The organism is Streptomyces sp. LZ34, from assembly GCF_053890475.1.
This window is the reverse complement of sequence record NZ_CM132680.1, coordinates 2,660,707-2,681,253: the sequence shown is the minus strand read 5'-3', so window position 1 is coordinate 2,681,253 and position 20,547 is coordinate 2,660,707. Positions and strand designations below refer to the sequence as shown.

The following is a 20,547-nucleotide window of genomic DNA, read 5'->3' as shown; positions in this document are numbered from 1 at the left end:
GCGGCCAGGACAGGTCCGGAGATTGATATGCCACGCATCTCAATAGCTTGCGATCAAGTATTTGTGGTGTATGGGATTCGCTCCGTACGCTGGGGCGCATTCGAGGCCCCCCGAACCAGAAAGGGGCAGCCCGATGGAGCTCAGGCACCTTCGGTATTTCGCGGCCGTCGCCGAGACCCGGCACTTCGGAAAGGCCGCGGAAGATCTGCACATGGCCCAGCCGCCGCTCTCCCAGGCGATCCGCCGACTGGAGACGGAACTGGGCGTGGAGCTGTTCGCCCGCACGACCCGGCAGGTCACCCTGACCGGGGCCGGCGAGGTGTTCCGCACCGACGTGGAGCGCATCCTCAAGGCCGTCGACGAGGCGGTCGCGAGGGTCGCGCGCTTCGCCGCCGGCGCGGAGGGGGTGCTGCGGATCGGCCTGACCGGCTCCGCCTCGTACCGCCAACTGCCCGCACTCGCCCGGCTGGTGAAGCGCGAGATGCCCCAAGTGATGCTGGAGGTGCACACCGAGATGCTCACACCCGTCCAGGAAGCGGGCCTGCTCGAGCGCCGCCTCGACGTCGGCGTGCTGCGCCCGCCGGTACGGCAGGAGGGGATCGCCCACCGGCCCATCGCCACCGAGCCCCTGGTCGTCGCCGTCCCGGAGCAGCACGGGCTCGCCGAGGCCGGCGCCGTCCGCGTCGAGCAGCTGCGGCACGAGGACTTCATCATGTACGGCGCCACGCTCGGCTCCGTCGTCAACGACGCCGTCGTCCGCAGCTGCCTCGCCGCCGGCTTCTACCCGCACCACGCGTACGAGGTCACCGAGACCTCGGCCGCCCTGGCCCTGGTCGCCGCAGGGCTCGGAGTCGCCGTCCTGCCGGACTCGATCCGCTCCGCTCCCCGCGAGGGCGTGCGGTGCAAGGAGATCGAGAACGCGCTGACCGTGCGGCTCGACCTGGCCTGGCGGGAGGACGACACCTCGCCGCTGCTGCGGAATCTCCTGAAGGTGCTGGAGCAGAACGACGTATTCCTCGAGGTTTCCTGAGGGAGTGGCATGAAGATCGTCAAGGTGGAGGCAATTCCCTTCGCCATTCCATACGAGAAACCGCTGAAATTCGCGAGCGGGGAGGTGCACACCGCCGATCACGTACTCGTACGCGTGCACACCGACGAAGGCCTGACGGGCACGGCGGAGGCGCCGCCCCGGCCCTACACATACGGCGAGACCCAGGAATCCATCGTCGCGGTGATCGACAAGATCTTCGCCCCGCAACTCATGGGTCTCACGGCACTGGAACGGGAGGCCGTCCACGAGCGGCTGGACCGGACCGTCGGCAACCCGACCGCCAAGGCCGCCATCGACATGGCCCTGTGGGACATCCTCGGCCGGGCCGCGGGCATGCCGGTGTCCGGGCTGCTGGGCGGCTACACCGACCGCATGCGGGTGAGCCACATGGTCGGCTTCGCGCCGGCGGAGGAGATGGTGGAGCAGGCGGAGCGGATCCGGGACACGTACGGCATCACCACCTTCAAGGTGAAGGTCGGTCGGCAGCCCTACCGCGACGATGTCGCGGCCTGCCGGGCGCTGCGCGAGGCACTCGGCCCGGACGTGGAGCTCTACATCGACGGCAACCGCGGCTGGAGCGCCTCCGACGCGGCGCGCGCTCTGCGCGAGATGGCCGACCTCGGGCTGACGTTCGCCGAGGAACTCTGCCCGGCCGACGACGTGCTCGGCCGACGCTGGCTGGTGGCGCGCAGCCCGGTGCCGTTCATCGCCGACGAGAGCGCCACCCGCGCCGCCGAGGTGACCCGCGAACTGCTGGGCGGGTCCGCCACCGCCATCAGCGTCAAGACCGCCCGCACCGGCTTCACCGCGTCCCAGCGCGTCCTGCACACGTGCGAGGGGCTGGGAGTGGAGGTGGTGATGGGCAATCAGATCGACGGCCAGATCGGGACGTCGTGCACCGTCGCCTTCGGCGCCGCGCACCGGTCCGCCTCCCGCCACGCCGGCGAGCTGTCGAACTTCCTCGACATGGCCGACGACCTCCTCACCGAGCCGCTGACCATCGAGAACGGCACCCTGCACATCCGTGAGGGCGCCGGGCTCGGCATCGACATCGACCCCGACAAGCTGGCCCGCTACCGCCAGGACCGCTGACGGACAGCACCGGCTTACGCATACCCAAGGGACGGGACCATGACCGACATCACGACCGGGCAGGCCACCGCGGCCGCGTCCGGAGCCGCCGCCACCGGGCAGTTCCGCGCCAAGCAGCGGGCGGAGGCGGCGGACGTCGACACCAAGCGGGTCGACACGCTGGTCTCCGAACTCCTCACCGCCGCCCACGACATCATCCGCCGCCACAAGGTGACCTACGCCGAGTACGACGCGCTGAAGTCCTGGCTGATCCAGGTCGGCGAGGACGGCGAGTGGCCGCTCTTCCTCGACGTGTGGCTGGAGCACGTCGTCGAGGAGGCCGCGAGCGAGAGCCGGGAGGGCAGCAAGGGCACCATCGAGGGCCCGTACTACGTCCCCGGCGCGCCCCGGCTGCCGGCCGGGGCGACCCTGCCCATGCGCGACGGTGAAGAGGGCACCCCGCTGCTCTTCCAGGGGCAGGTGCGCGCGGTGGACGGCACCCCGCTGCCCGGCGCGACGATGGACATCTGGCACGCCGACAACGACGGCTACTACTCGCAGTTCGCACCCGGACTGCCCGAGTGGAACCTGCGCGGCACGGTCGTCGCCGACGACCAGGGCAACTTCAGGATCCGCACCATTCAGCCCGCGCCGTACCAGATCCCGACGGACGGCTCGTGCGGCAGGCTCATCGCGGCCGCGGGCTGGCACGCATGGCGCCCCGCCCACCTGCACCTGAAGGTGTCGACACCGGGTCACCAGCCGATCACCACCCAGCTGTACTTCAAGGGCGGCGAGTACATCGTCGACGACATCGCCTCTGCGGTGAAGCCCGAGCTGATCCTCGACCCCGGCCCGGCGGCGGACGGCAACGGCCGTGAGGTCACCTACGACTTCGTCCTCGACAAGGCGTGATGCCCGGTGCTGTTCGCGGTACGTATGGACGTCGAGATTCCACGCGACCTCGACCCCGAGGTCCGCGCGGACCTGGTGGCGCGGGAGAAGGCCTACTGCCAGGAACTGCAGAAGTCGGGGGAGTGGGCGCACATCTGGCGGTGCGCCGGCCAGTACGCCAACATCAGCGTCTTCGACGTCGCCGACAACGAGGCGCTGCACCGCATCCTGTGGAACCTTCCCCTCTTCCCCTACCTGAAGATCGGCGTGACGCCGCTCGCCCGGCATCCGTCCGACCTCGCCGCCGGTGAGGTGACGCCGGGCCCGTGAAGCGCCGGTGAAAACCCTGTGGAAGTAGTGTCGGTGGGGCCGTTTATGCTGCCCCAGACAGGCACGCGGTACCAGGGGAGGGCGCGGCATGTTCGGCAAGCTGTTCGGCAGGGGTGCGGAGAGACCGGCGGCGGATCCGCACGCCCTTCCCGTCCCGCGCAGGCAGAAGAACGGGATGTACACGCTGCGCGCGCTCGGGGACGCGCGGGTGCTCGCGCTGGTGGAGGCCGCCGACGCGGGTGACTGGAAGGCGGTCAAGGCGGCGCTGGCCCCCTTTGATCTCGGCCGCGACCACCAGGTCCTGGGCGAGCTGGCCGACCTGGACGGTGTGCAGGACTGGATCGGCCGGGCCGTCGAGGAGGACAAGGAGCACCGGGCGACCGCCCTGCTGATATCCGGGACGCGCTATATCAGCTGGGGCTGGGAGGCCCGCACCGCCGCGCGTGCCGTGAACGTCACGCAGGAGCAGTGGCGGGTCTTCCAGGAGCGGCTCCGCATCGCCGAGGAGCAGCTGCTCGGGGCCGCCGAGTTACGGCCGGAATGGGTCACGCCGTGGCGCCGTCTCCTCACCTCCGGTCGCGGCATGTCGCTGGGCCCCGCCGTCAACGAGACCCGGCTCGACGCCGCCCTGGGCCGCGCCCCACTCGACCTGGAGAGCCACGTCGAGTGGGTGTCGCAGTTGCAGCCCCGCTGGGGCGGCGAGCCCGGCCAGGCCCTGGCGTTCGCCCGCGACGCGCTCGCCCGCGCTCCGCAGGGGCACCGCCTCGGCTGCGTGATCGCCATGGCGCACATCGAGGACTGGGTCGAGTCGGACCGTGGGGACTGCCTCGAAACCCCCGAAATCCAGGCCGAGTTGCGGGGCGCGGCCGACCACAGCATCCTGCACCCCGCCTACGCGTGGCGCCCGGGCTGGCAGCACGACTTCAACATGTTCGCCATGGCCCTGTCGCTGGCCGGTGAGCGCCACACGGTCCGGCGCGTCTTCCAAGCGCTGGACGGTGCCTACACCAAGTGGCCATGGACCTACTTCGCGGAGCCCGAGAAGCAGTTCGCCCGCCACCACCGCCGTGCCTGAGTACCCGCCGGCCCCGGTACCGCCGGCCCGCCACCCGTCGCCCCTCCCACTCCGGACTGCCCGATGACTCTGCCCGACACCACCGTCAACCCGGCCGGCGCCGACCGCACCTTCCAGGTGGATCTGCGCGGCCTCGTCGACCTCCTCTCCCACCACCTCTACTCCAGCCCTCGCGTCTACCTGCGCGAACTGTTGCAGAACGCGGTGGACGCGCTGACCGCCCGGCACGGCCTCGAACCGGCCGCACCTGTCGACGCCTTCGCCATCCGCCTGTACGCCGACGGTTCGGTGGTACGCGTCGAGGACGACGGCGTCGGTCTCACCGAAGCCGACGTGCACACCTTCCTCGCCACGATCGGCCGCAGCAGCAAGCGCGCCGAGCGAATCGCCGAGCAACGCGGCGACTTCATCGGCCAGTTCGGAATCGGCCTGCTCTCCTGCTTCCTGGTCGCGGACGAGATCCACGTCCTGAGCCGCTCCGCCCGCACCCCCGACGCCCCCGCCGTGGAGTGGCGGGGACGCGGCGACGGCAGCTACACCGTCCGCACCCTGCCCGCCTCCGCCCGCCCCCGGCCCGGCACCACCGTCACGCTGACGCCGCGCGCCGACGCGGGCGAGTGGACCCGGCCGGCGCAGGCGCACGCGCTGGCCCGGCACTTCGGCTCCCTGCTGCGCCACCCGGTGACCTTCGACGACGGCACCGGCGGCCCGGGCGCGTCCGTCAACCCCGAGCCCGCACCCTGGGCGCGTACGTACCCCACGCCGGGAGCCCGCTCCCGTGCGCTGGCCGCGTACGGCGAGGAGGTCTTCGGATTCACGCCGCTGGACACCATCGAGCTGGACCTGCCGGCCGTAGGCCTGAAGGGCATCGCGTGCGTGCTGCCCGAGGCGGTGCCGGCCGGGCGCCGCCACGGCCACCGCGTGCACGTCAAGGGCATGCTGCTGTCCGAGCAGGCCGAGGAGATCCTGCCCGAGTGGGCCTTCTTCGTGCGCTGCGTCGTCGACGCCGAGAGCCTGCGCCCGACGGCGTCCCGCGAGTCCCTGTACGAGGACGACACTCTCGCCGCCGTCCGCGACGCCCTTGCCGAGCGGCTGCGCGCGTGGATCGCCCGGGCCGCCGCCAGCGACCCGGACCTGCTCGCCCGCTTCCTCCAGGCCCACCACCTGGCCGTGAAGTCGCTCGCGGTGCACGACGACGAAATCCTGCGGATGCTGCTGCCCTGGCTGCCGTTCGAGACCACCGACGGGCACACCACCCTCGACGAGTTCGCGCGCACCCACCGCACCGTGCTCGTGACGTCGAGCGTGGAGGAGTTCCGGCAGGTCGCGGCGATCGCCTCGGCCGCCGGGCTCGGCGTCGTCAACGGCGGCTACACCTACGACCGTGAACTGGTCCACCGGCTGCCCGAGATCAGGCCCGAGGCCGGCGTCGCCGACCTCGACCCGGCGACCCTCACCGCCCACCTCGACCCCGTCGACCGGGAGACGGAACTGGCCGCCGCGGCCTACCTCGCCGTGGCCCGCGACGCCCTCGCGGTCTTCGACTGCGATGTCGCGCTGCGCACCTTCCAGCCCGCCTCCGCCCCCGCCCTCCTCGTCGACAGCCGCGAGGCGCGGCACGAGCGCACCCGCTCCCAGCTCGCCCGTGAGCAGGAGGGCGGCCTGTGGGGCGACATCCTCGGCGCTCTGCGCCAGGAGGCCCCGCGGGCCCAGCTGATCCTCAACCAGCTCAACCCGCTGGTCCGCACCGCCGTCACCATCGACGAGCCCGAGCTGGCCCGCACCAGCGCCGAAGCCCTCTACGGGCAGGCCGCGATGCTGTCCCGGCGCCCTCTGAGGCCAGCCGAATCGAGCCTCATCAACCGCTCCTTCCTCGACCTGCTCGCCCACGCCCTCCGCAAGGACAGCTGACGATGCCGACCGCACCCGCACCCCATCCCCAGAACACAGACGAGCTGTACCAGGCGCTCCAGGAGAACGACCGGCGCCCCTACGGCCGCACCCGCACCGTCACCGCCGAGGAACTCGTCGACGCCGCCGAGCAGTTCGCGGAGCCCGCCCCCCTCGTCCACGCGCTCCTCGAACTCCAGGAGGCGTACACCTACGGCTCCGAACCCCGGAAGTCGCCCGTCGTCTTCGCCCGCCTGCTGACCCTCTTCGACGAGCAGCCCGACGTCTTCGACGAGCGCCTGCGCCACATGCTGTTCTGGCGGTTCAAATGGGTGGCCAACGCCTTGCGCGCGCTGCCCGAGGTACCGCTGGCGAGCCTGCGCCAGTGGCAGACGGAGATGCGCGACCGGTACGAGAAGGCCGGTCTGGGCCTCCAGCCCTACTACGGACAGGCGTACCAGCTGGCCGTCCACGTAGGCGAGGACACCACCCTCGCCTACGAGCTGTGGGCGGGCCGCACCCGCACCCGGCTCAGCGACTGCGAGGCCTGCGAGATCTGCGAGCGCGCCCTGCACCACCTCACGGCGGGCGACGACGACCGGGCGCTGCGCACCTGGGAGCCCGTCCTGGCCGGGAAGGAATCCTGCCGGGAGGAGCCGGCCCGCTCCGTCTCGCACGCGCTGTTGCCCCTGCTGCGCACCGGCCGCACCGACCGGGCCCGCGAACTGCACCTCGCCGGCTACCGCAGCTGCCGCCGCAACCCCTCGATGTCCCCGGAGGTCGGCCGGCACCTGGAGTTCTGCGCGCTCACCGGCAACGAGGCACGCGGCCTGGAACTGCTCGCCGAGAACCGGAGCCTGTTCGACGAGGTCGACTCGCCGCTGGACCTGCTCAGCTTCCTCACCGGCGTGGAGGTCCTCCTCCACCGCGTCGAGCTCCTCGGCCACGGCGAACTGCCCGCCGCCGGGTACGCGGGCCGCACCTGGACGGTGGCCGGCCTGCGCGCCGAGGTGCGCGGCCGCGCCGACGACCTCGCCGCCCGCTTCGATGCCCGCAACGGAACCACGGCCCACACCGACCGCCGCAGGGCCCGCCTCGACCGTGCCCCGCTCCTGGACGCACTTGAACTGACCCTGCGCACCCGCAGCCTCGACGACGTGGCCCCGGCGGCACCGGCTGCCGCGCCCGCCGCCCGTACAGCCGCTGCCGTCCCCGACTCGCTGCCCGAACTCATCCTCCGGGCAAGGCTGTTGGACGAGCAGGGGCACCCAGGCGCACAGGCCTGCTGGGCGCGGCTGCGCACGCTCGTCGCCGCCCGCGACTACACCCACCCCGGCGACCCTGCCGTGGGCCCGCTCGTACAACTGCGCGCGGACCTGCTGGCCCACGAGGCGAGCCGGGCGGGCGAGAAGGACGAGTTCGCCGACGCCGCCGCCCTCCACGAGGAGGCCGCGGCCCTGTACGACGACGCCGGACTGCCGGGTCACGCGGCACTCGCCCGCGCCTGCGCCCTGCTCGCTGCCGCCGAGACCCCCGCGCAGGGCGCCGACGGAGCCGAGGCGAAGGCCGCCGCGCTGACCGCCGCCCACGTGTCCACGGTCCGCCTGCACGAGGAGACGCCCGGCCTCGCCCCGTTCCAGGAGGCCCGCCTGCTGCGGCTGCGGGCGACCGCGCTCGGCCTGCGCCTGCAGACGTCGGGGAGCGAGGAGCACGTCGCGCCGGTCCTCGCCGAGGTGGACGTGGCGCACGCGTTCGCCACCCGGCACGACCTCGTCGGGCAGATCTCCGGCGCCTTGCTGCTGCGGGCCAGCACGTATGCCATCTCCGGCGACCTGCCCGCCGCGGTCACCGAGATCGACGCCCTCCTCGACCGGCTGAAGGCGCAAGGCCCCGCCTGGCACCTGCCCCGCACGCTGGGACTGCGCGGCCAACTCCAACTCGGCCTCCAGGACGCGCAGGCCGCGCACGCCGACCTGACCGAAGGCCTGCGACTGGCCGCCGACTGGCCGGCCGACGCGGTCGACACCGCCCGCCTTCACGGTGATCTGGCCGAGGCCTGCATGCACCTGGGCCGCCCCGACGAGGCCCTGCGCCACCTGACGCGCTCCGCGGAGCTGGAGCTTCGCCGCGGCAGCCGGACGGACGCGTTCTGCACGTACAGCAACGCGGCTCGGCTCAGCCTCGACCTGGGCCGCGTCGAGGACTGCATCGCTCTGCTCGACTCCGTGCTGGCGGAACCGGACGTCGCCGCCGGAGAGTTGGACGACCGGCTCGTCGCTCAGCTGCGCCTGACCCGCGCCCGCGCGCTGCACGCGGGGGAGGACCTCAAGGCCGCCACGGCGGAGTTCGTCGCCCTTGCGGCCGAGTCGTCCGGCTGGGACGACGACCCGGGAAGCCACGCCATGATCGCTGCGGAGACGGCCGTACTCCTCGGCGAGTCCGGCGAGTTCGGCCGGGCCCGCGAGGCCGCGGACCAGGCACTCGTTGCCCACGCCCGGGCCCCGCGCTACCAGCAGCTCAGCAACTGCCTGCGCGAACTCGCCCGTCTCCAGGCTCAGCAGCAGGGCCCCGACGGCCTGGCCGACGCCCTCGCCTTCCTCGCCGACGCCGGCCGGATCGCCGACGAGGCCCGCGCCGCCGAATACGAGGCCCACGGCCGCTCCCTGGACACCGCTCTGGCCTACGAACACGGACGGGTCAACGCCTACGCCGGTGAGTACGAGGACGCCCTGGCCGCCCTGGAGAAGGCCCTCGCTTTGCTCGGCGAGCCGGGAAGAGGCGACGACCGCGTCGGCGAGTGGGCCGAGTGCGTCCGCTTCGCGGGTGCCGTGGAGGGCATCTACCTGGAACGCCCCGCCCCCGCCCTCACCCGCCTCGACGCGGCGGTCTCCCGCCTGACCGACTTGGGGCACACCGAGGAGACCGAGCCGCTGATCTCCCTGGCGGCTCGGCTGCGCGACGAGGAGTGACGCGGCGGTGCCGGGGCGACAGCCCGCCCCGGCACCGGGGCCCACCTCCCCGGGCCTTTTTCGTGCGTCTAGAAGAAGCCCAGCTTCTTCGGCGAGTACGACACCAGGAGGTTCTTCGTCTGCTGATAGTGGTCCAGCATCATTTTGTGGTTCTCGCGGCCGATGCCGGACTGCTTGTAGCCGCCGAACGCCGCGTGCGCCGGGTAGGCGTGGTAGCAGTTGGTCCACACCCGGCCCGCCTGGATGGCGCGCCCGGCGCGGTACGCGGTCGTGCCGTCGCGGGTCCACACGCCCGCGCCCAGCCCGTACAGCGTGTCGTTGGCGATCTTGATCGCGTCGTCGAAGTCGGTGAACGGGGCCACGGCCACCACCGGGCCGAAGATCTCCTCCTGGAAGACCCGCATGTGGTTGGCGCCCTCGAAGACCGTGGGCTCCACGTAGTAGCCGCCCGACAGCTCGCCGCCCAGCTCCGCGCGGGCGCCCCCGGTCAGCACCCGGGCGCCCTCCTGCCGGCCGATGTCCAGGTAGGACAGGATCTTCTCCAACTGGTCGTTGGAGGCCTGGGCGCCCAGCATGGTGTCGGTGTCCAGCGGATGGCCCTGGACGATCTTCTCCGTACGGGCCACGGCCGCGGCCATGAAGTCCCGGTAGTGGCCCTGCTGCACCAGGGCGCGTGAGGGACAGGTGCACACCTCGCCCTGGTTGAGGGCGAACATCGTGAACCCTTCGAGGGCCTTGTCCAGGAAGTCGTCGTCCGCGGCCGAGACGTCGTCGAAGAAGATGTTCGGGCTCTTGCCGCCGAGCTCCAGCGTCACCGGCTTCAGATGCTCGCTCGCGTACTGCATGATCAGCCGCCCGGTGGTGGTCTCGCCGGTGAAGGCGACCTTGGCCACGCGCGCGCTGGAGGCCAGGGGCTTTCCGGCCTCCACGCCGAAGCCGTTGACGATGTTGACCACGCCCGGCGGCAGCAGGTCGGCGACCAGACTCAGCCACAGGTGGATGGAGGCCGGGGTCTGCTCGGCGGGCTTCAGGACCACCGCGTTGCCCGCGGCCAGCGCCGGGGCGAGCTTCCATGTGGCCATCAGGATCGGGAAGTTCCACGGGATGATCTGGGCCACCACGCCCAGCGGCTCGTGGAAGTGGTACGCGACGGTGTCCTCGTCGAGCTCCGAGAGGCTGCCCTCCTGCGCCCGGATGGCCCCCGCGAAGTAGCGGAAGTGGTCGATGGCCAGCGGGATGTCGGCGGCCAGCGTCTCGCGCACCGGCTTGCCGTTCTCCCAGCTCTCGGCGACCGCGAGCGCTTCGAGGTTCTCCTCCATGCGGTCGGCGATCTTCAGCAGCACCGAGGCGCGCTCGGCGGGCGCGGCACGGCCCCAGGCCGGGGCCGCCGCGTGGGCGGCGTCCAGGGCCCGCTCGACGTCCTCGGCGGTGCCCCGGGCGATCTCGGTGAACGGCTGTCCGGTGACCGGGGTCGGGTTCTCGAAGTACCCGCCCCGCTCGGGCGGCACGTACGCGCCGCCGATCCAGTGGTCGTAGCGCGGCTGGTAGCTGACGACCGAGCCCTCGGATCCCGGGCTTGCGTAACGCGGCATGGGGCGGCCCTCCCAGTGTTCGTCGTATGCGGCGGTATGCGCCAGGGGTAGGTTGGCGGCGACGCTAGAGGCCGGTACGTTGCGCGAAGGTTGCGCGCCTCGCCGGCCCTCCGGGGTCGGCGGCGTACGGGCGGGCTTCGGCGCTCAGCCCGTACGCGGCGCGCAGCCGCCGCACCCGGGGCAGCAGCGACGCACGGCCCGGGGCGTGCGCCGGAAGGGCGGCCAGCAGGGCCTCGCCGGCCTCCAGGTCCTCCTCGCCCCATGGCGTCCGGGCCCACCACCGCAGCAACTCCAGGTCGCCGCAGGCCAGCACGGTGCGGCGCACGTCCTCCTCCAGGATCCGGCGCATCCGGCACACCCCCGGCGCCTCCGACAGCGGCAGCAGCGGCCCCGCGTACGCGCGCACCGCCGCATGCGCGTTCCCGGCCGCCAACTCCTCCGTCACGGCCGCCACATCGGCCCGTACCGGCGCGCACAGCCGGTAGGGGCGCGAGCCCAGCAGCGGCCCGACCAGGCGGCGCAGCCGCGACAGCTCGGCGCGCAGGGTGACCGGGGAGCGCCGGCCGGCCTGGTCCCCGTACAGCTCCAGGGCCAGCCGATCGCCGCTCAGGCCCTCCGGGTGGGCGGCCAGCAGCACCATGATCTCGCTGTGCCGCGGCCCGAGCCGCAGCCGCCGCCCGTCGGTCAGCAGCAGCGCCTCGTCCCGCCCCAGCGCCGCCAGGCGCACCCGCGGGCCCGCCGCCCGCGGCGCCTCGGCCGCCAGCCGGCCCTCGGCGGCCCGCGCGGTCGCCTGGACCAGGGCCAGGCTGTGCGGGGCCGCCAGATGGTCGCCGCCGGTGATGTCCACCGCGCCCAACAGCCGCCCGGTGTGCGGGTCGTGGACCGGGGCGGCCGCACAGGTCCAGGGCTGCACCGCGCGGTGGTAGTGCTCGGCGGCGAAGATCTGCACCGCGTGGTCGACGGTGAGCGCCGTGCCCGGCGCGTTGGTGCCCGCGTGCCGCTCGTCCCAGCGCGCCCCGGCCACGAAGTTCATCCGCTCGGCCTGGTGCCGTACGCCCGCGTGCCCCTCCACCCACAGCATGCGGCCCTGCTCGTCGCAGACCGCGAGCAGATGCGCGCCGTCGTGGGCGATGGTGCCCAGCAGCTCGCGGAACAGCGGCATCACCCGGGCCAGCGGGTGCTCCGCGCGGTACGCCTCCAACTCGGCGTCCGCCAGGTCGATCGGCGCCAGCGGCTGCTGGCCCACCCGCGCCCTGGCCGAACGCCGCCAGGAGTCCGCCACCACCGGGCGGACGGCCGGCGAGACCGCCCCCTCGGTCAGGAATGCCTCGTGGGCGCGGCGCACCGCGCGGACGCGCTCCGCGGGATCCGCGCCCGACGCCATCGCCAGCCAGGGGTTGACCAAAGGTCCTCACTCGAGGTCACGGAGAGTCTCACGGACGGTCAGGTCGGCGACGGGCGGCACGGGAGAGCCGAGCGGCCCCGGCCGCCCCGATTCTCACACTCTCCTGTGCGCGGGCCGGCCCGCAAGAGCCGGGACCGCGCGCAACTTGCTCAACTTCCGCGCCCCTGGCGGTGCCAGTCGGGGCGCGGGTGCGACGATGAGCGCGTCATGGAAGCGGGCCACGTACTGCGGGCGCTGCGAGCCGCGGTGTTCGCAGCGGTCTGCGTGCTGCTCGCGGCGCTCGGGCACGCCCTGATGTCGGGGGCCGCCGTCCCGTGGTGGGTGATCGGCGCCGCCGTGCCGGTCACCGGCGGCGCGGCCTGGTGCCTGACGGGGCGCGAGCGCGGGCCGCTGGCGGTCGTCGCCGCGACCGTGGGCGCGCAGACCGCGCTCCACGCCGCGTTCATGCTCGCGCAGGGCGCCATGGCCGGGGCCAGTACGGGGACGGGGACAGCCGCGCCGTCCGGCACGGCGCCCATGCGCATGCCCATGTCGTCGCCGATGCCGATGTCGACGCCTGAGCATGCCCACCACATGGCCCATGCCCACGACGCCATGGCCTCGGCGCCGCTGCCCGGGGGCCAGGGGTACGGCGCGCTCGGCATGTGGTCCGCGCACCTGCTGGCCGCCCTGCTGTGCGGGATGTGGCTCTCCGGCGGCGAACAGGCCGCGTTCCGGCTGGTGCGGACCCTGGCCGTCGGCCTCTTCGCGCCCCTGCTGACCCTGCTGTACGGCGCCCCGCGCGTGCCCGCGCGGCCCCGCGTCCGCGCCGTGCGCCACGGCGGCTCTCAGCGGCTGCGGCTGCTGCTGCTCGCCCATGTCATCGCCACCCGTGGTCCGCCGCCCGGGGCCGTCGTCCGCTGACGGACGACGGCCCTCCAGGCCCACCACGTCACCGGGCGGCCCGCCGGGCCGTCCGGACTCCAGGAAGGACCGCAGGCGATGACCCCTGCCCGCACCCCGGCCGCCCTGCCACGGCGGCGCCCGGCACCCTTGCCCGTACCGATCTCACGGTCACGGTCCGTCGAGACCGGCCGCGAGCTCCCGCAGCCGCCGCGCCCGCTCGCCCCAGCGGCGGCACTCCGGGCACTCCAGCAGATGGGCGTCGAGATCCGCGTCCGGGACCTCCGGCGGCGGCGCCTCGCCGTCGACACGGGCCGACACGGCGACCCGGAACTGAGCACAGAACACCCCCTCATGGTCCCCGATGCCGCGGAGGGCCGCGATGCCTGACCGCGACGACGAGACCCTGACCTCCTGGGCGCTCGCCGCGCGCGGCGGCGACCCCGAGGCCGTGGACCGCTTCGTACGCGCCACCCGGCGCGATGTGTGGCGGTACGTCTACCGGCTCAGCGACGACCCGCACGCGGCCGACGACCTCGTCCAGGAGACCTATCTGCGCGCGCTGAGCGGACTGCCCCGCTTCGAGGGCAGATCCTCGGCGCGCACCTGGCTGCTGGCGATCGCCCGCCGGGCGGTCGTGGACCGGCTGCGCCGCAACGCGGCCAGGCCGCGGTCGGCCGACACCGACGACTGGCAGGCGGCGGCCGAGCGGGCCCAGCGCCGGGCGGCGCCGGACACCGGCTTCGACGACGCGGTGGCCCTGACCCAGTTGCTCGCCCTGCTGCCGTACGACCGGCGCGAGGCCTTCGTCCTCACCCAGCTGCTCGGGCTGCCCTACGCCGAGGCCGCGCTCGTCGTCGGCTGTCCGGTGGGCACGGTCCGCTCCCGGGTCGCCCGCGCCCGCGAAGCGCTGATCGAGCAGCTGGCGACGGCGGAGCGGGTCGCCTCCGGCGCGGCTGAGCAGGGTGGCGCGGCTGAGCCGGGTGGTGTGGCTGAGCCGGCCCGGACTGGCCGGTCCGGCCGCGTCGGCGTACCCGAGCCGGTGGGCTCGCGCTAGCCGGGTCCACCGGGGACGTGCTCCAGGACGATCACCGCCGCGTCGTCCTGGAGCCGCCCCTTCGTATGGGCGTCCAGATCCTTTTTCAGTCGTTGCAGCAGCTCGGGGGTCGGCAGCGAGGCCCAGCCGCTCAGGCGGTCGGCCAGGGGGTAGAACTCCCCGGCGGGATCGCGTGCCTCGGTCACCCCGTCCGTGCAGGCGAACACCCGGGTGTCCGGCCGAGCGGCAGACCGCCACCAGCCGGGGGAACCTCCCAGCGGTAGCTGGGGGGCGAGCCGAAAAAGGCGGGCGGGGAGCCGGAAATCCGGCGCCCCGCCCCGCGCTCCCGGTTGGGAGCGGTCAGCTGATGGGGGTCAGCTGATGGACTTGATCAGCTCACCGTTCGACGTGTCGCCGCTGAGCTCCCAGAAGAAGGTGCCGCCCAGGCCCTGCTGCTGCTTGTAGGTCATCTTCCCGGCGATGGTCGAGGGTGTGTCGTAGCTCCACCACTGGCTGCCGCAGTGCGCGTACGCGGTGCCCGCGACCTTGCCGGTCGCCGGGCAGGAGTTCTTGAGCACCTTGTAGTCCTCGATGCCCGCCTCGTACGTGCCGGGGGCCGGGCCGCTGGCCGTCCCACCGGGGGCGTCCTGGCTGACGCCGGTCCAGCCGCGCCCGTAGAAGCCGATGCCCAGCAGCAGCTTCGAGGCCGGAATGCCGAGGCCCTTGAGTTTGGTGATGGCGGCGTCGGTGTTGAAGCCCTGCTGCGGGATGCCGCTGTAGGAGGTGAGGGGGGAGTGCGGGGCGGTCGGGCCCTGGGCCGCCCAGGCCCCGAAGAAGTCGTAGGTCATCGGGTTGTACCAGTCGACGTACTGCGCGGCGCCGGCGTAGTCGGCGGCGTCTATCTTGCCGCCGGAGGAGGCGTCCGCGGTGATGGCGGCCGTCACCAGGTTGCCGCTGCCGAACTTGGCGCGCAGCGCGGCCATCACCTTCTTGAAGGCGTCCCTGCCACTGGAGTCACAGGTGTTGCCGCAGGCGTTGGGGTACTCCCAGTCGATGTCGATCCCGTCGAAGACATCGGCCCAGCGCGGGTCCTCGACCAGGTCGTAGCAGGACTGGGCGAACGCGGCGGGGTTCTTGGCGGCCTCGGCGAACCCGGACGACCAGGTCCAGCCGCCGAAGGACCAGATCACCTTCAGGTTCGGGTGCAGCTTCTTGAGCTTGCGCAGCTGGTTGAAGTTGCCGCGCAGCGCGCCCGTGTCCCAGGTGTCGGCGACGCCGTCGACGCTGCTCGCCGCGTCGTACGCCTTGTCGTAGTCGGCATACGCGTCGCCGATGGCGCACTTGCCGCCGGTGACGTTGCCGAAGGCGTAGTTGATGTGGGTGAGTTTGGCGGCGGATCCGGAGGTCTGGATGTTCTTGACGTGGTAGTTGCGCTGGTAGATGCCCCATTCGGTGAAGTAGCCGACCACCTTGTTGCCTGCGGCGGCCTTCTTGTCGCCCGCGGCGGCCTTCGTACCGGCCTTCGCGGCCTTCGTGTGGGGTTCGCCGGCGGCGGCCGGGCCGGCGAGCATCGTGGCGGCCAGGACCGCCGTACACAGCGCCGCGAGGGCGGTGAGCAGTCCGCGAAGTCCGCGAGGTCTGCGCATGGATTCTCCTCCGTGGGGGTGAGGGGAAAAGGTGCTGCCTGACGACCCGCCCATGACTTGACATGAACGCGCAGGCACGGTGGGAGCACCGTAGAAGGACTAGACCAGTGAGGTCAATGGTTTGGACCAATGTGCTCGCCGTGCGCGGAACTCGGTTGAAGATCCACCGATCGGTGACGCGGGGCTCTGGATCGGGCATACTCCAACCGCCACGGCGCAGGTCACGCCCCGTTCGCGATCCGACGGGAGCGTTTCCGACCGCCCGGCAGCCCCCCCGGCGGCCGCCGCTGCACCCTTCGGCGCCGCGCCGCCGCAGCAACCCCCGACAGGGACGGAAGAGGGAGAGGAGAGCGCCGCCATGACTGACCGCCGACCGCAGCCGGTGGAGCGTGAGCTGCCCACCGAGGAGGCCCACGACCTGATCTCGCTCGTCCGTGAGCTGATCGAACGGGAGATCAGGCCGCACGCGGCCGAAGAGGAGGCCGCCGGGCACTTCCCGCGCGACCTGTTCACCCTGTTGTCGAGCTCCGGGCTGCTGGGGCTGGTGTACCCCGAGGAGTTCGGCGGCGGCGAGCAGCCGTACGAGGTCTATCTCCAGGTCCTGGAGGAGCTGGCCGCGGCCCGGCTCACCGTCGGCCTGGGCGTCAGCGTGCACACCCTCGCCTGCCACGCGCTCGCCCACTACGGCGGCAAGGAACAGATCGCCGAGCACCTGCCCGCGATGCTGGGCGGCGGGCTGCTGGGTGCGTACTGCCTGTCCGAGCCCTCCTCCGGCTCCGACGCGGCCGGGCTCACCACCCGCGCCACCCGCGAGGGCGACGGCTGGACCCTGGCCGGCACCAAGGCCTGGATCACCCACGGCGGCATCGCCGACTTCTACACCGTCATGGCGCGCAGCGGACCGGACCGCACCCGGGGCATCACCGCGTTCCTCGTTCCCGGCGACGCCCCCGGGCTCTCCGCCGCCGCGCCCGAGCGCAAGATGGGCATGAAGGGCTCGCCCACCGCGCAGATCAACCTCGAAGGCGTCCAGGTGCCCGACGCCCGCCGTATCGGCGAGGAGGGCCAGGGCTTCGCCATCGCCCTCTCGGCCCTCGACGCGGGCCGCCTCGGCATCGCGGCGTGCGCGACCGGTCTCGCTCAGGCGGCGCTGGACGAGGCGCTCGCTTACACCACGCAGCGGCGGCAGTTCGGTCACCCCGTGGTGGACTTCCAGGGGCTGCGCTTCATGCTCGCCGACATGGCCACCCGGATAGAGGCCGGACGCGCCCTCTACCTCGCGGCCGCACGGCTGCGCGACGCGGGCAGGCCGTTCTCCAAGCAGGCGGCGATGGCCAAGCTGTTCTGCACCGACACCGCCATGAAGGTCACCACGGACGCCGTCCAACTGCTGGGCGGCTACGGCTACACCGCGGACTTCCCGGCCGAGCGCTATATGCGGGAGGCCAAGGTGCTGCAGATCGTGGAGGGCACCAACCAGATCCAGCGGGTCGTGATCGCCCGCCATCTCGCGGGTCCGGAGAGTCGCTGAGGCGGTGCCGGTGACGGCGGAGGTGACGTAAGGTGACGTGAGGTGACGTACTGAAGCTCACGCCGGTGGGGGCGCGGCGCGCCGGGCCCCCACGCTGAGCGGCGGGCCTCAGACCCGGGACGGCCGGGGACGGCGGCGCAGGCCCGGCATCCGGATCGGCTGCGACCCGGGGCCGCCGATGTGCGAGAACGGCTGCATCCGCCAGTCCAGCGTCTCCGGCAGCGTCAGCAGCATCGCCGGGTCCTGCTCCGACGCTTCCAACGACGCGTCGGCGGCGGACGTCCCCGTCACCCCCCGCCCCGTGCCGGGGCACACCGTGAGCCCGAACGGGTTCCACGGGGACGGGCACAGCGCGTGCTCCGGGAGCACGTCCTCGTCCGCCAGCAGGGCGATTGGACGAGCGCAGTCCGGGCAGATGACCCGGAAGATCTCGTAGGTCTCGTCCGTATCGCTGTCGCCTTCTTCGAGGCGCTCCAAATAGGGCATGAGTTTCCCCCTCGGGTGGGCTGGCCGGGCTCGTCGGCCTCGGCCTGGTCAGGCGCGTCGGCCTCGACCACAGCAAGCATTTCCCGCGGCACTACGCGGGTAATCACGGCACTCCCTGGGACCCCGACGAATGTATGTGGCGTTCGTCACATGCCCGACGCAGATGCTGCGAACATGGGCGTATGTCCCCGGCGTCCCCGGGAGCAACGCCGACTGGGCCGGACCGCCCCCGACCACATAAGGTGATCGGCTGTGGAGGAGCTGGACAGACAGATCGTGGAACTGCTCGTCAAGGACGGGCGGATGAGCTACACCGACCTGGGCAAGGCCACCGGCCTGTCCACGTCGGCGGTGCATCAGCGCGTGCGCCGACTCGAACAGCGGGGGGTCATCCGCGGCTACGCGGCCGTCGTGGACCCGGAGGCCGTCGGCCTGCCGCTCACGGCGTTCATCTCCGTCAAACCCTTCGACCCCAGCGCGCCCGACGACATCGCCGAGCGGCTGGCCGAGGTGCCCGAGATCGAGGCGTGCCACAGCGTGGCGGGCGACGAGAACTACATCCTCAAGGTGCGCGTCGCCGCGCCGCTGGAGCTGGAGCACCTGCTCAGCCGGATCCGCTCGCTGGCCGGGGTCTCCACCCGGACCACCGTCGTGCTGTCCACGCCCTACGAGGCGCGCCCGCCCCGCGTGTGAGCGCGCCGCGCCCGACGAGGCCGGCTCCGCGACCCGCGCCACCCCTGGCGCGGGCGCGACCCGCGCCGCCCCTGGTGCGGGCCGGCCCCGTCGAGGGGCGAGACTGAGGGTCGTACCGCACGCCCGATCCGACCCCGCGAGGCAGCCCGCCGTGAACGACCCCACACCCGCCCAGGCCGAAGGCCGCACCGTTCTGCTGCGCGGCGGCGAGGTCCACAGCCCCGCCGACCCGTTCGCCACCGCCATGGTGGTCGAGCGGGGCACCGTCGCCTGGGTCGGCTCGGAGGGCGCCGCGGACAGCTTCGCCGACGGCGTGGACGAGGTCGTCCACCTCGAGGGGGCGCTGGTCACCCCCGCGTTCACCGACGCGCATGTGCACACCACCGCCACCGGCCTCGCCCTCACCGGCCTCGACCTCGCGGGCGCCCGCACGCTCGCGGACGCGCTCGGCCGCGTGCGCGCGCACGCCCACGCCCACCCCGACGACCGGATCCTCCTCGGTCACGGCTGGGACGCCAGCGGCTGGCCCGAGGGGCGGCCCCCCACGCGCGCCGAGCTCGACGAGGCCGCCGGCGGCCGCCCGCTCTACCTCACCCGCATCGATGTGCACTCCGCCGTCGTCACCACCGCCATGCTCGACCTGGTCCCGGGCCTCGCCGGACCGGCCGGAAACCACGCCGTCAGCGCTGACGCCCCGCTGACCGGCGCCGCCCACCACGCCGTGCGCGCCGCCGCCCGCGCCGGGGTGACCCCCCGGCAGCGCGCCGCCGCCCAGCGCGCCGCCCTCGCCCGCGCCGCCTCCCTCGGCATCGGCTCGGTCCACGAGTGCGCGGGCCCCGACATCTCCGCCGAGGACGACCTCGCCGGGCTGCTGCGGCTGGCCGCCGAGGAGCCGGGCCCGCGCGTCTTCGGCTACTGGGCCGAGGCCGCCGCGAGCGCCGCCGACCTGGACAAGGTGCGCGACCTCGGCGCCCTCGGAGCGGCGGGCGACCTCTTCGTCGACGGCTCCCTCGGCTCGCACACCGCGCATCTGCACGAGCCGTACGCCGACGCGTCGCACACCGGCACCGCCCACCTGGACGTGGCCGCCGTCGCCGCCCATGTCATCGCCTGCACCGAGGCCGGGCTTCAGGCCGGCTTCCACGCCATCGGCGACGCCGCCGTGACCACCGTCGTGGAGGGCGTACGGGCGGCCGCCGACAAGGTCGGCCTCGCCCGCGTCCGCGCCGCCCGCCACCGCGTCGAGCACGCCGAGATGCTCGCCCCCGACGCCATCGCCGCCTTCGCCGAACTCGGCCTCACCGCCTCCGTCCAGCCCGCCTTCGACGCCGCCTGGGGCGGCGAGACGGGCATGTACGCGCAGCGGCTCGGCCCGGATCGGGCCCGCACCCTCAACCCCTTCGCCGCGCTGCTGCGCGCCGGCGTGCCCCTGGCGCTCGGCTCCGACAGCCCGGTCACCCCGCTCGACCCCTGGGGCACCGTCCGCGCCGCCGCCTTCCACCGCACCCCCGAGCACCGCGTCTCCGCCCGCGCCGCCTTCACCGCGCACACCCGCGGCGGCTGGCGGGCGATCGGGCGTGACGACGCGGGCGTCCTGGTGCCCGGTGCGCCCGCCGACTACGCGGTCTGGCGCACCGGGGAGCTTGTCGTACAGGTGCCCGACACCCGCGTCGCCGACTGGTCGACCGACCCGCGCTCGGGGACGCCGGGGCTGCCCGACCTCACGCCCGGCGGCCAACTCCCCGTCTGCGTGCGCACGGTGGTCGCCGGGCGGACCGTGTACCTCCGGCCGGACGAGTGACGCACGGCCGTGCCGTACCGCCGAACGATGCTCCCGCGGCTTGTCGCGGCAGCTGAACGCAGTCCGTACTGACCTGCTCATTTGGGGAAACGACGCAGGTCATGCCGGTGTTGACAGGGTGCGGGCGGCGGCCGGTAGGTTCGGCCGTGTCCACCACAGGACGTCCGACCGGGGAATCTCCACGCAGTCGTCGAA

18 protein-coding genes are annotated in these 20,547 nt (G+C 73.2%); 12 read left to right on the top strand and 6 right to left on the bottom strand.

Translation table 11 applies throughout. The features are described 5' to 3' along the window. Positions 1-133: 133 nt before the first annotated feature. The 7 genes from ACWY4P_RS09730 (at position 134) to ACWY4P_RS09700 (ending at position 9,280) form a co-directional block, all read left to right on the top strand. Complete coding sequence (locus ACWY4P_RS09730) at positions 134-1,030, top strand: LysR substrate-binding domain-containing protein (protein WP_456209939.1); 897 nt, start codon at positions 134-136, stop codon at positions 1,028-1,030. A gap of 9 nt (positions 1,031-1,039) precedes the next feature. Beyond that, positions 1,040-2,143, top strand: a complete 1,104-nt coding sequence (locus ACWY4P_RS09725) for a mandelate racemase/muconate lactonizing enzyme family protein (RefSeq protein WP_456209938.1) — start codon at positions 1,040-1,042, stop codon at positions 2,141-2,143. Between the two features lie 39 nt (positions 2,144-2,182). After that, positions 2,183-3,037: a catechol 1,2-dioxygenase gene (gene catA / locus ACWY4P_RS09720; protein ID WP_456209937.1), complete on the top strand. Its 855-nt coding sequence runs from the start codon at positions 2,183-2,185 to the stop codon at positions 3,035-3,037. A gap of 24 nt (positions 3,038-3,061) precedes the next feature. Beyond that, entirely contained in the window at positions 3,062-3,346 is a 285-nt protein-coding gene (locus tag ACWY4P_RS09715) for a muconolactone Delta-isomerase family protein (protein ID WP_456212870.1), read from the top strand. Positions 3,347-3,434: 88 nt separating this feature from the next. Then, positions 3,435-4,421 (top strand): hypothetical protein, encoded by a 987-nt coding sequence (locus ACWY4P_RS09710; RefSeq protein ID WP_456209936.1) that lies wholly within the window; start codon positions 3,435-3,437, stop codon positions 4,419-4,421. Between the two features lie 63 nt (positions 4,422-4,484). Further along, positions 4,485-6,332: an HSP90 family protein gene (locus ACWY4P_RS09705; RefSeq protein ID WP_456209935.1), complete on the top strand. Its 1,848-nt coding sequence runs from the start codon at positions 4,485-4,487 to the stop codon at positions 6,330-6,332. A 2-nt stretch (positions 6,333-6,334) separates the two neighbouring features. Beyond that, a complete protein-coding gene (locus ACWY4P_RS09700) occupies positions 6,335-9,280 on the top strand; it encodes a hypothetical protein (protein ID WP_456209934.1) in 2,946 nt (981 codons plus the stop codon). 68 nt (positions 9,281-9,348) lie between these two features. On the opposite strand, the gene exaC is transcribed toward ACWY4P_RS09700, so the two are convergent. After that, positions 9,349-10,872, bottom strand: a complete 1,524-nt coding sequence (exaC, locus tag ACWY4P_RS09695) for an acetaldehyde dehydrogenase ExaC (RefSeq protein ID WP_456209933.1) — start codon at positions 10,870-10,872, stop codon at positions 9,349-9,351. 64 nt (positions 10,873-10,936) lie between these two features. Further along, entirely contained in the window at positions 10,937-12,277 is a 1,341-nt protein-coding gene (locus ACWY4P_RS09690; protein ID WP_456209932.1) for a GAF domain-containing protein, read from the bottom strand. Between the two features lie 207 nt (positions 12,278-12,484). Between ACWY4P_RS09690 and ACWY4P_RS09685 the strand changes: the two genes are divergently transcribed. After that, a complete protein-coding gene (locus ACWY4P_RS09685; RefSeq protein ID WP_456209931.1) occupies positions 12,485-13,180 on the top strand; it encodes a hypothetical protein in 696 nt (231 codons plus the stop codon). Between the two features lie 150 nt (positions 13,181-13,330). Here the strand turns inward: ACWY4P_RS09685 and ACWY4P_RS09680 are convergent, their stop codons facing one another. After that, a complete protein-coding gene (locus ACWY4P_RS09680; protein WP_456209930.1) occupies positions 13,331-13,507 on the bottom strand; it encodes a zf-HC2 domain-containing protein in 177 nt (58 codons plus the stop codon). Between the two features lie 34 nt (positions 13,508-13,541). Here ACWY4P_RS09680 and ACWY4P_RS09675 point away from each other — a divergent pair, with 34 nt between their 5' ends. Further along, positions 13,542-14,216 carry a sigma-70 family RNA polymerase sigma factor gene (locus ACWY4P_RS09675; RefSeq protein WP_456209929.1) on the top strand — a complete coding sequence of 225 codons (675 nt, stop codon included), beginning with the start codon at positions 13,542-13,544 and terminating at the stop codon, positions 14,214-14,216. On the opposite strand, the gene ACWY4P_RS09670 is transcribed toward ACWY4P_RS09675, so the two are convergent. Continuing rightward, positions 14,213-14,401, bottom strand: coding sequence for a SpoIIE family protein phosphatase (locus tag ACWY4P_RS09670; RefSeq protein WP_456209928.1), 189 nt, complete (start codon positions 14,399-14,401; stop codon positions 14,213-14,215). The two genes, ACWY4P_RS09675 and ACWY4P_RS09670, sit on opposite strands and share 4 nt — an antisense overlap. Before the next feature lie 168 nt (positions 14,402-14,569). Further along, a complete protein-coding gene (locus tag ACWY4P_RS09665; protein ID WP_456209927.1) occupies positions 14,570-15,841 on the bottom strand; it encodes a glycoside hydrolase family 18 protein in 1,272 nt (423 codons plus the stop codon). A 358-nt stretch (positions 15,842-16,199) separates the two neighbouring features. On the opposite strand from ACWY4P_RS09665, the gene ACWY4P_RS09660 reads away from it, so the two are divergent. Further along, positions 16,200-17,372, top strand: a complete 1,173-nt coding sequence (locus ACWY4P_RS09660) for an acyl-CoA dehydrogenase family protein (protein ID WP_456209926.1) — start codon at positions 16,200-16,202, stop codon at positions 17,370-17,372. Between the two features lie 108 nt (positions 17,373-17,480). Here the strand turns inward: ACWY4P_RS09660 and ACWY4P_RS09655 are convergent, their stop codons facing one another. Beyond that, positions 17,481-17,858 carry a hypothetical protein gene (locus tag ACWY4P_RS09655; protein WP_456209925.1) on the bottom strand — a complete coding sequence of 126 codons (378 nt, stop codon included), beginning with the start codon at positions 17,856-17,858 and terminating at the stop codon, positions 17,481-17,483. A 252-nt stretch (positions 17,859-18,110) separates the two neighbouring features. Here ACWY4P_RS09655 and ACWY4P_RS09650 point away from each other — a divergent pair, with 252 nt between their 5' ends. Together ACWY4P_RS09650 and ACWY4P_RS09645 are read left to right on the top strand one after the other, a co-directional pair. Continuing rightward, positions 18,111-18,551 (top strand): Lrp/AsnC family transcriptional regulator, encoded by a 441-nt coding sequence (locus ACWY4P_RS09650; RefSeq protein ID WP_358642342.1) that lies wholly within the window; start codon positions 18,111-18,113, stop codon positions 18,549-18,551. Between the two features lie 151 nt (positions 18,552-18,702). After that, on the top strand, positions 18,703-20,352 hold the full coding sequence (locus ACWY4P_RS09645; protein WP_456209924.1) for an amidohydrolase: 1,650 nt from the start codon (positions 18,703-18,705) through the stop codon (positions 20,350-20,352). Positions 20,353-20,547: the final 195 nt, after the last annotated feature.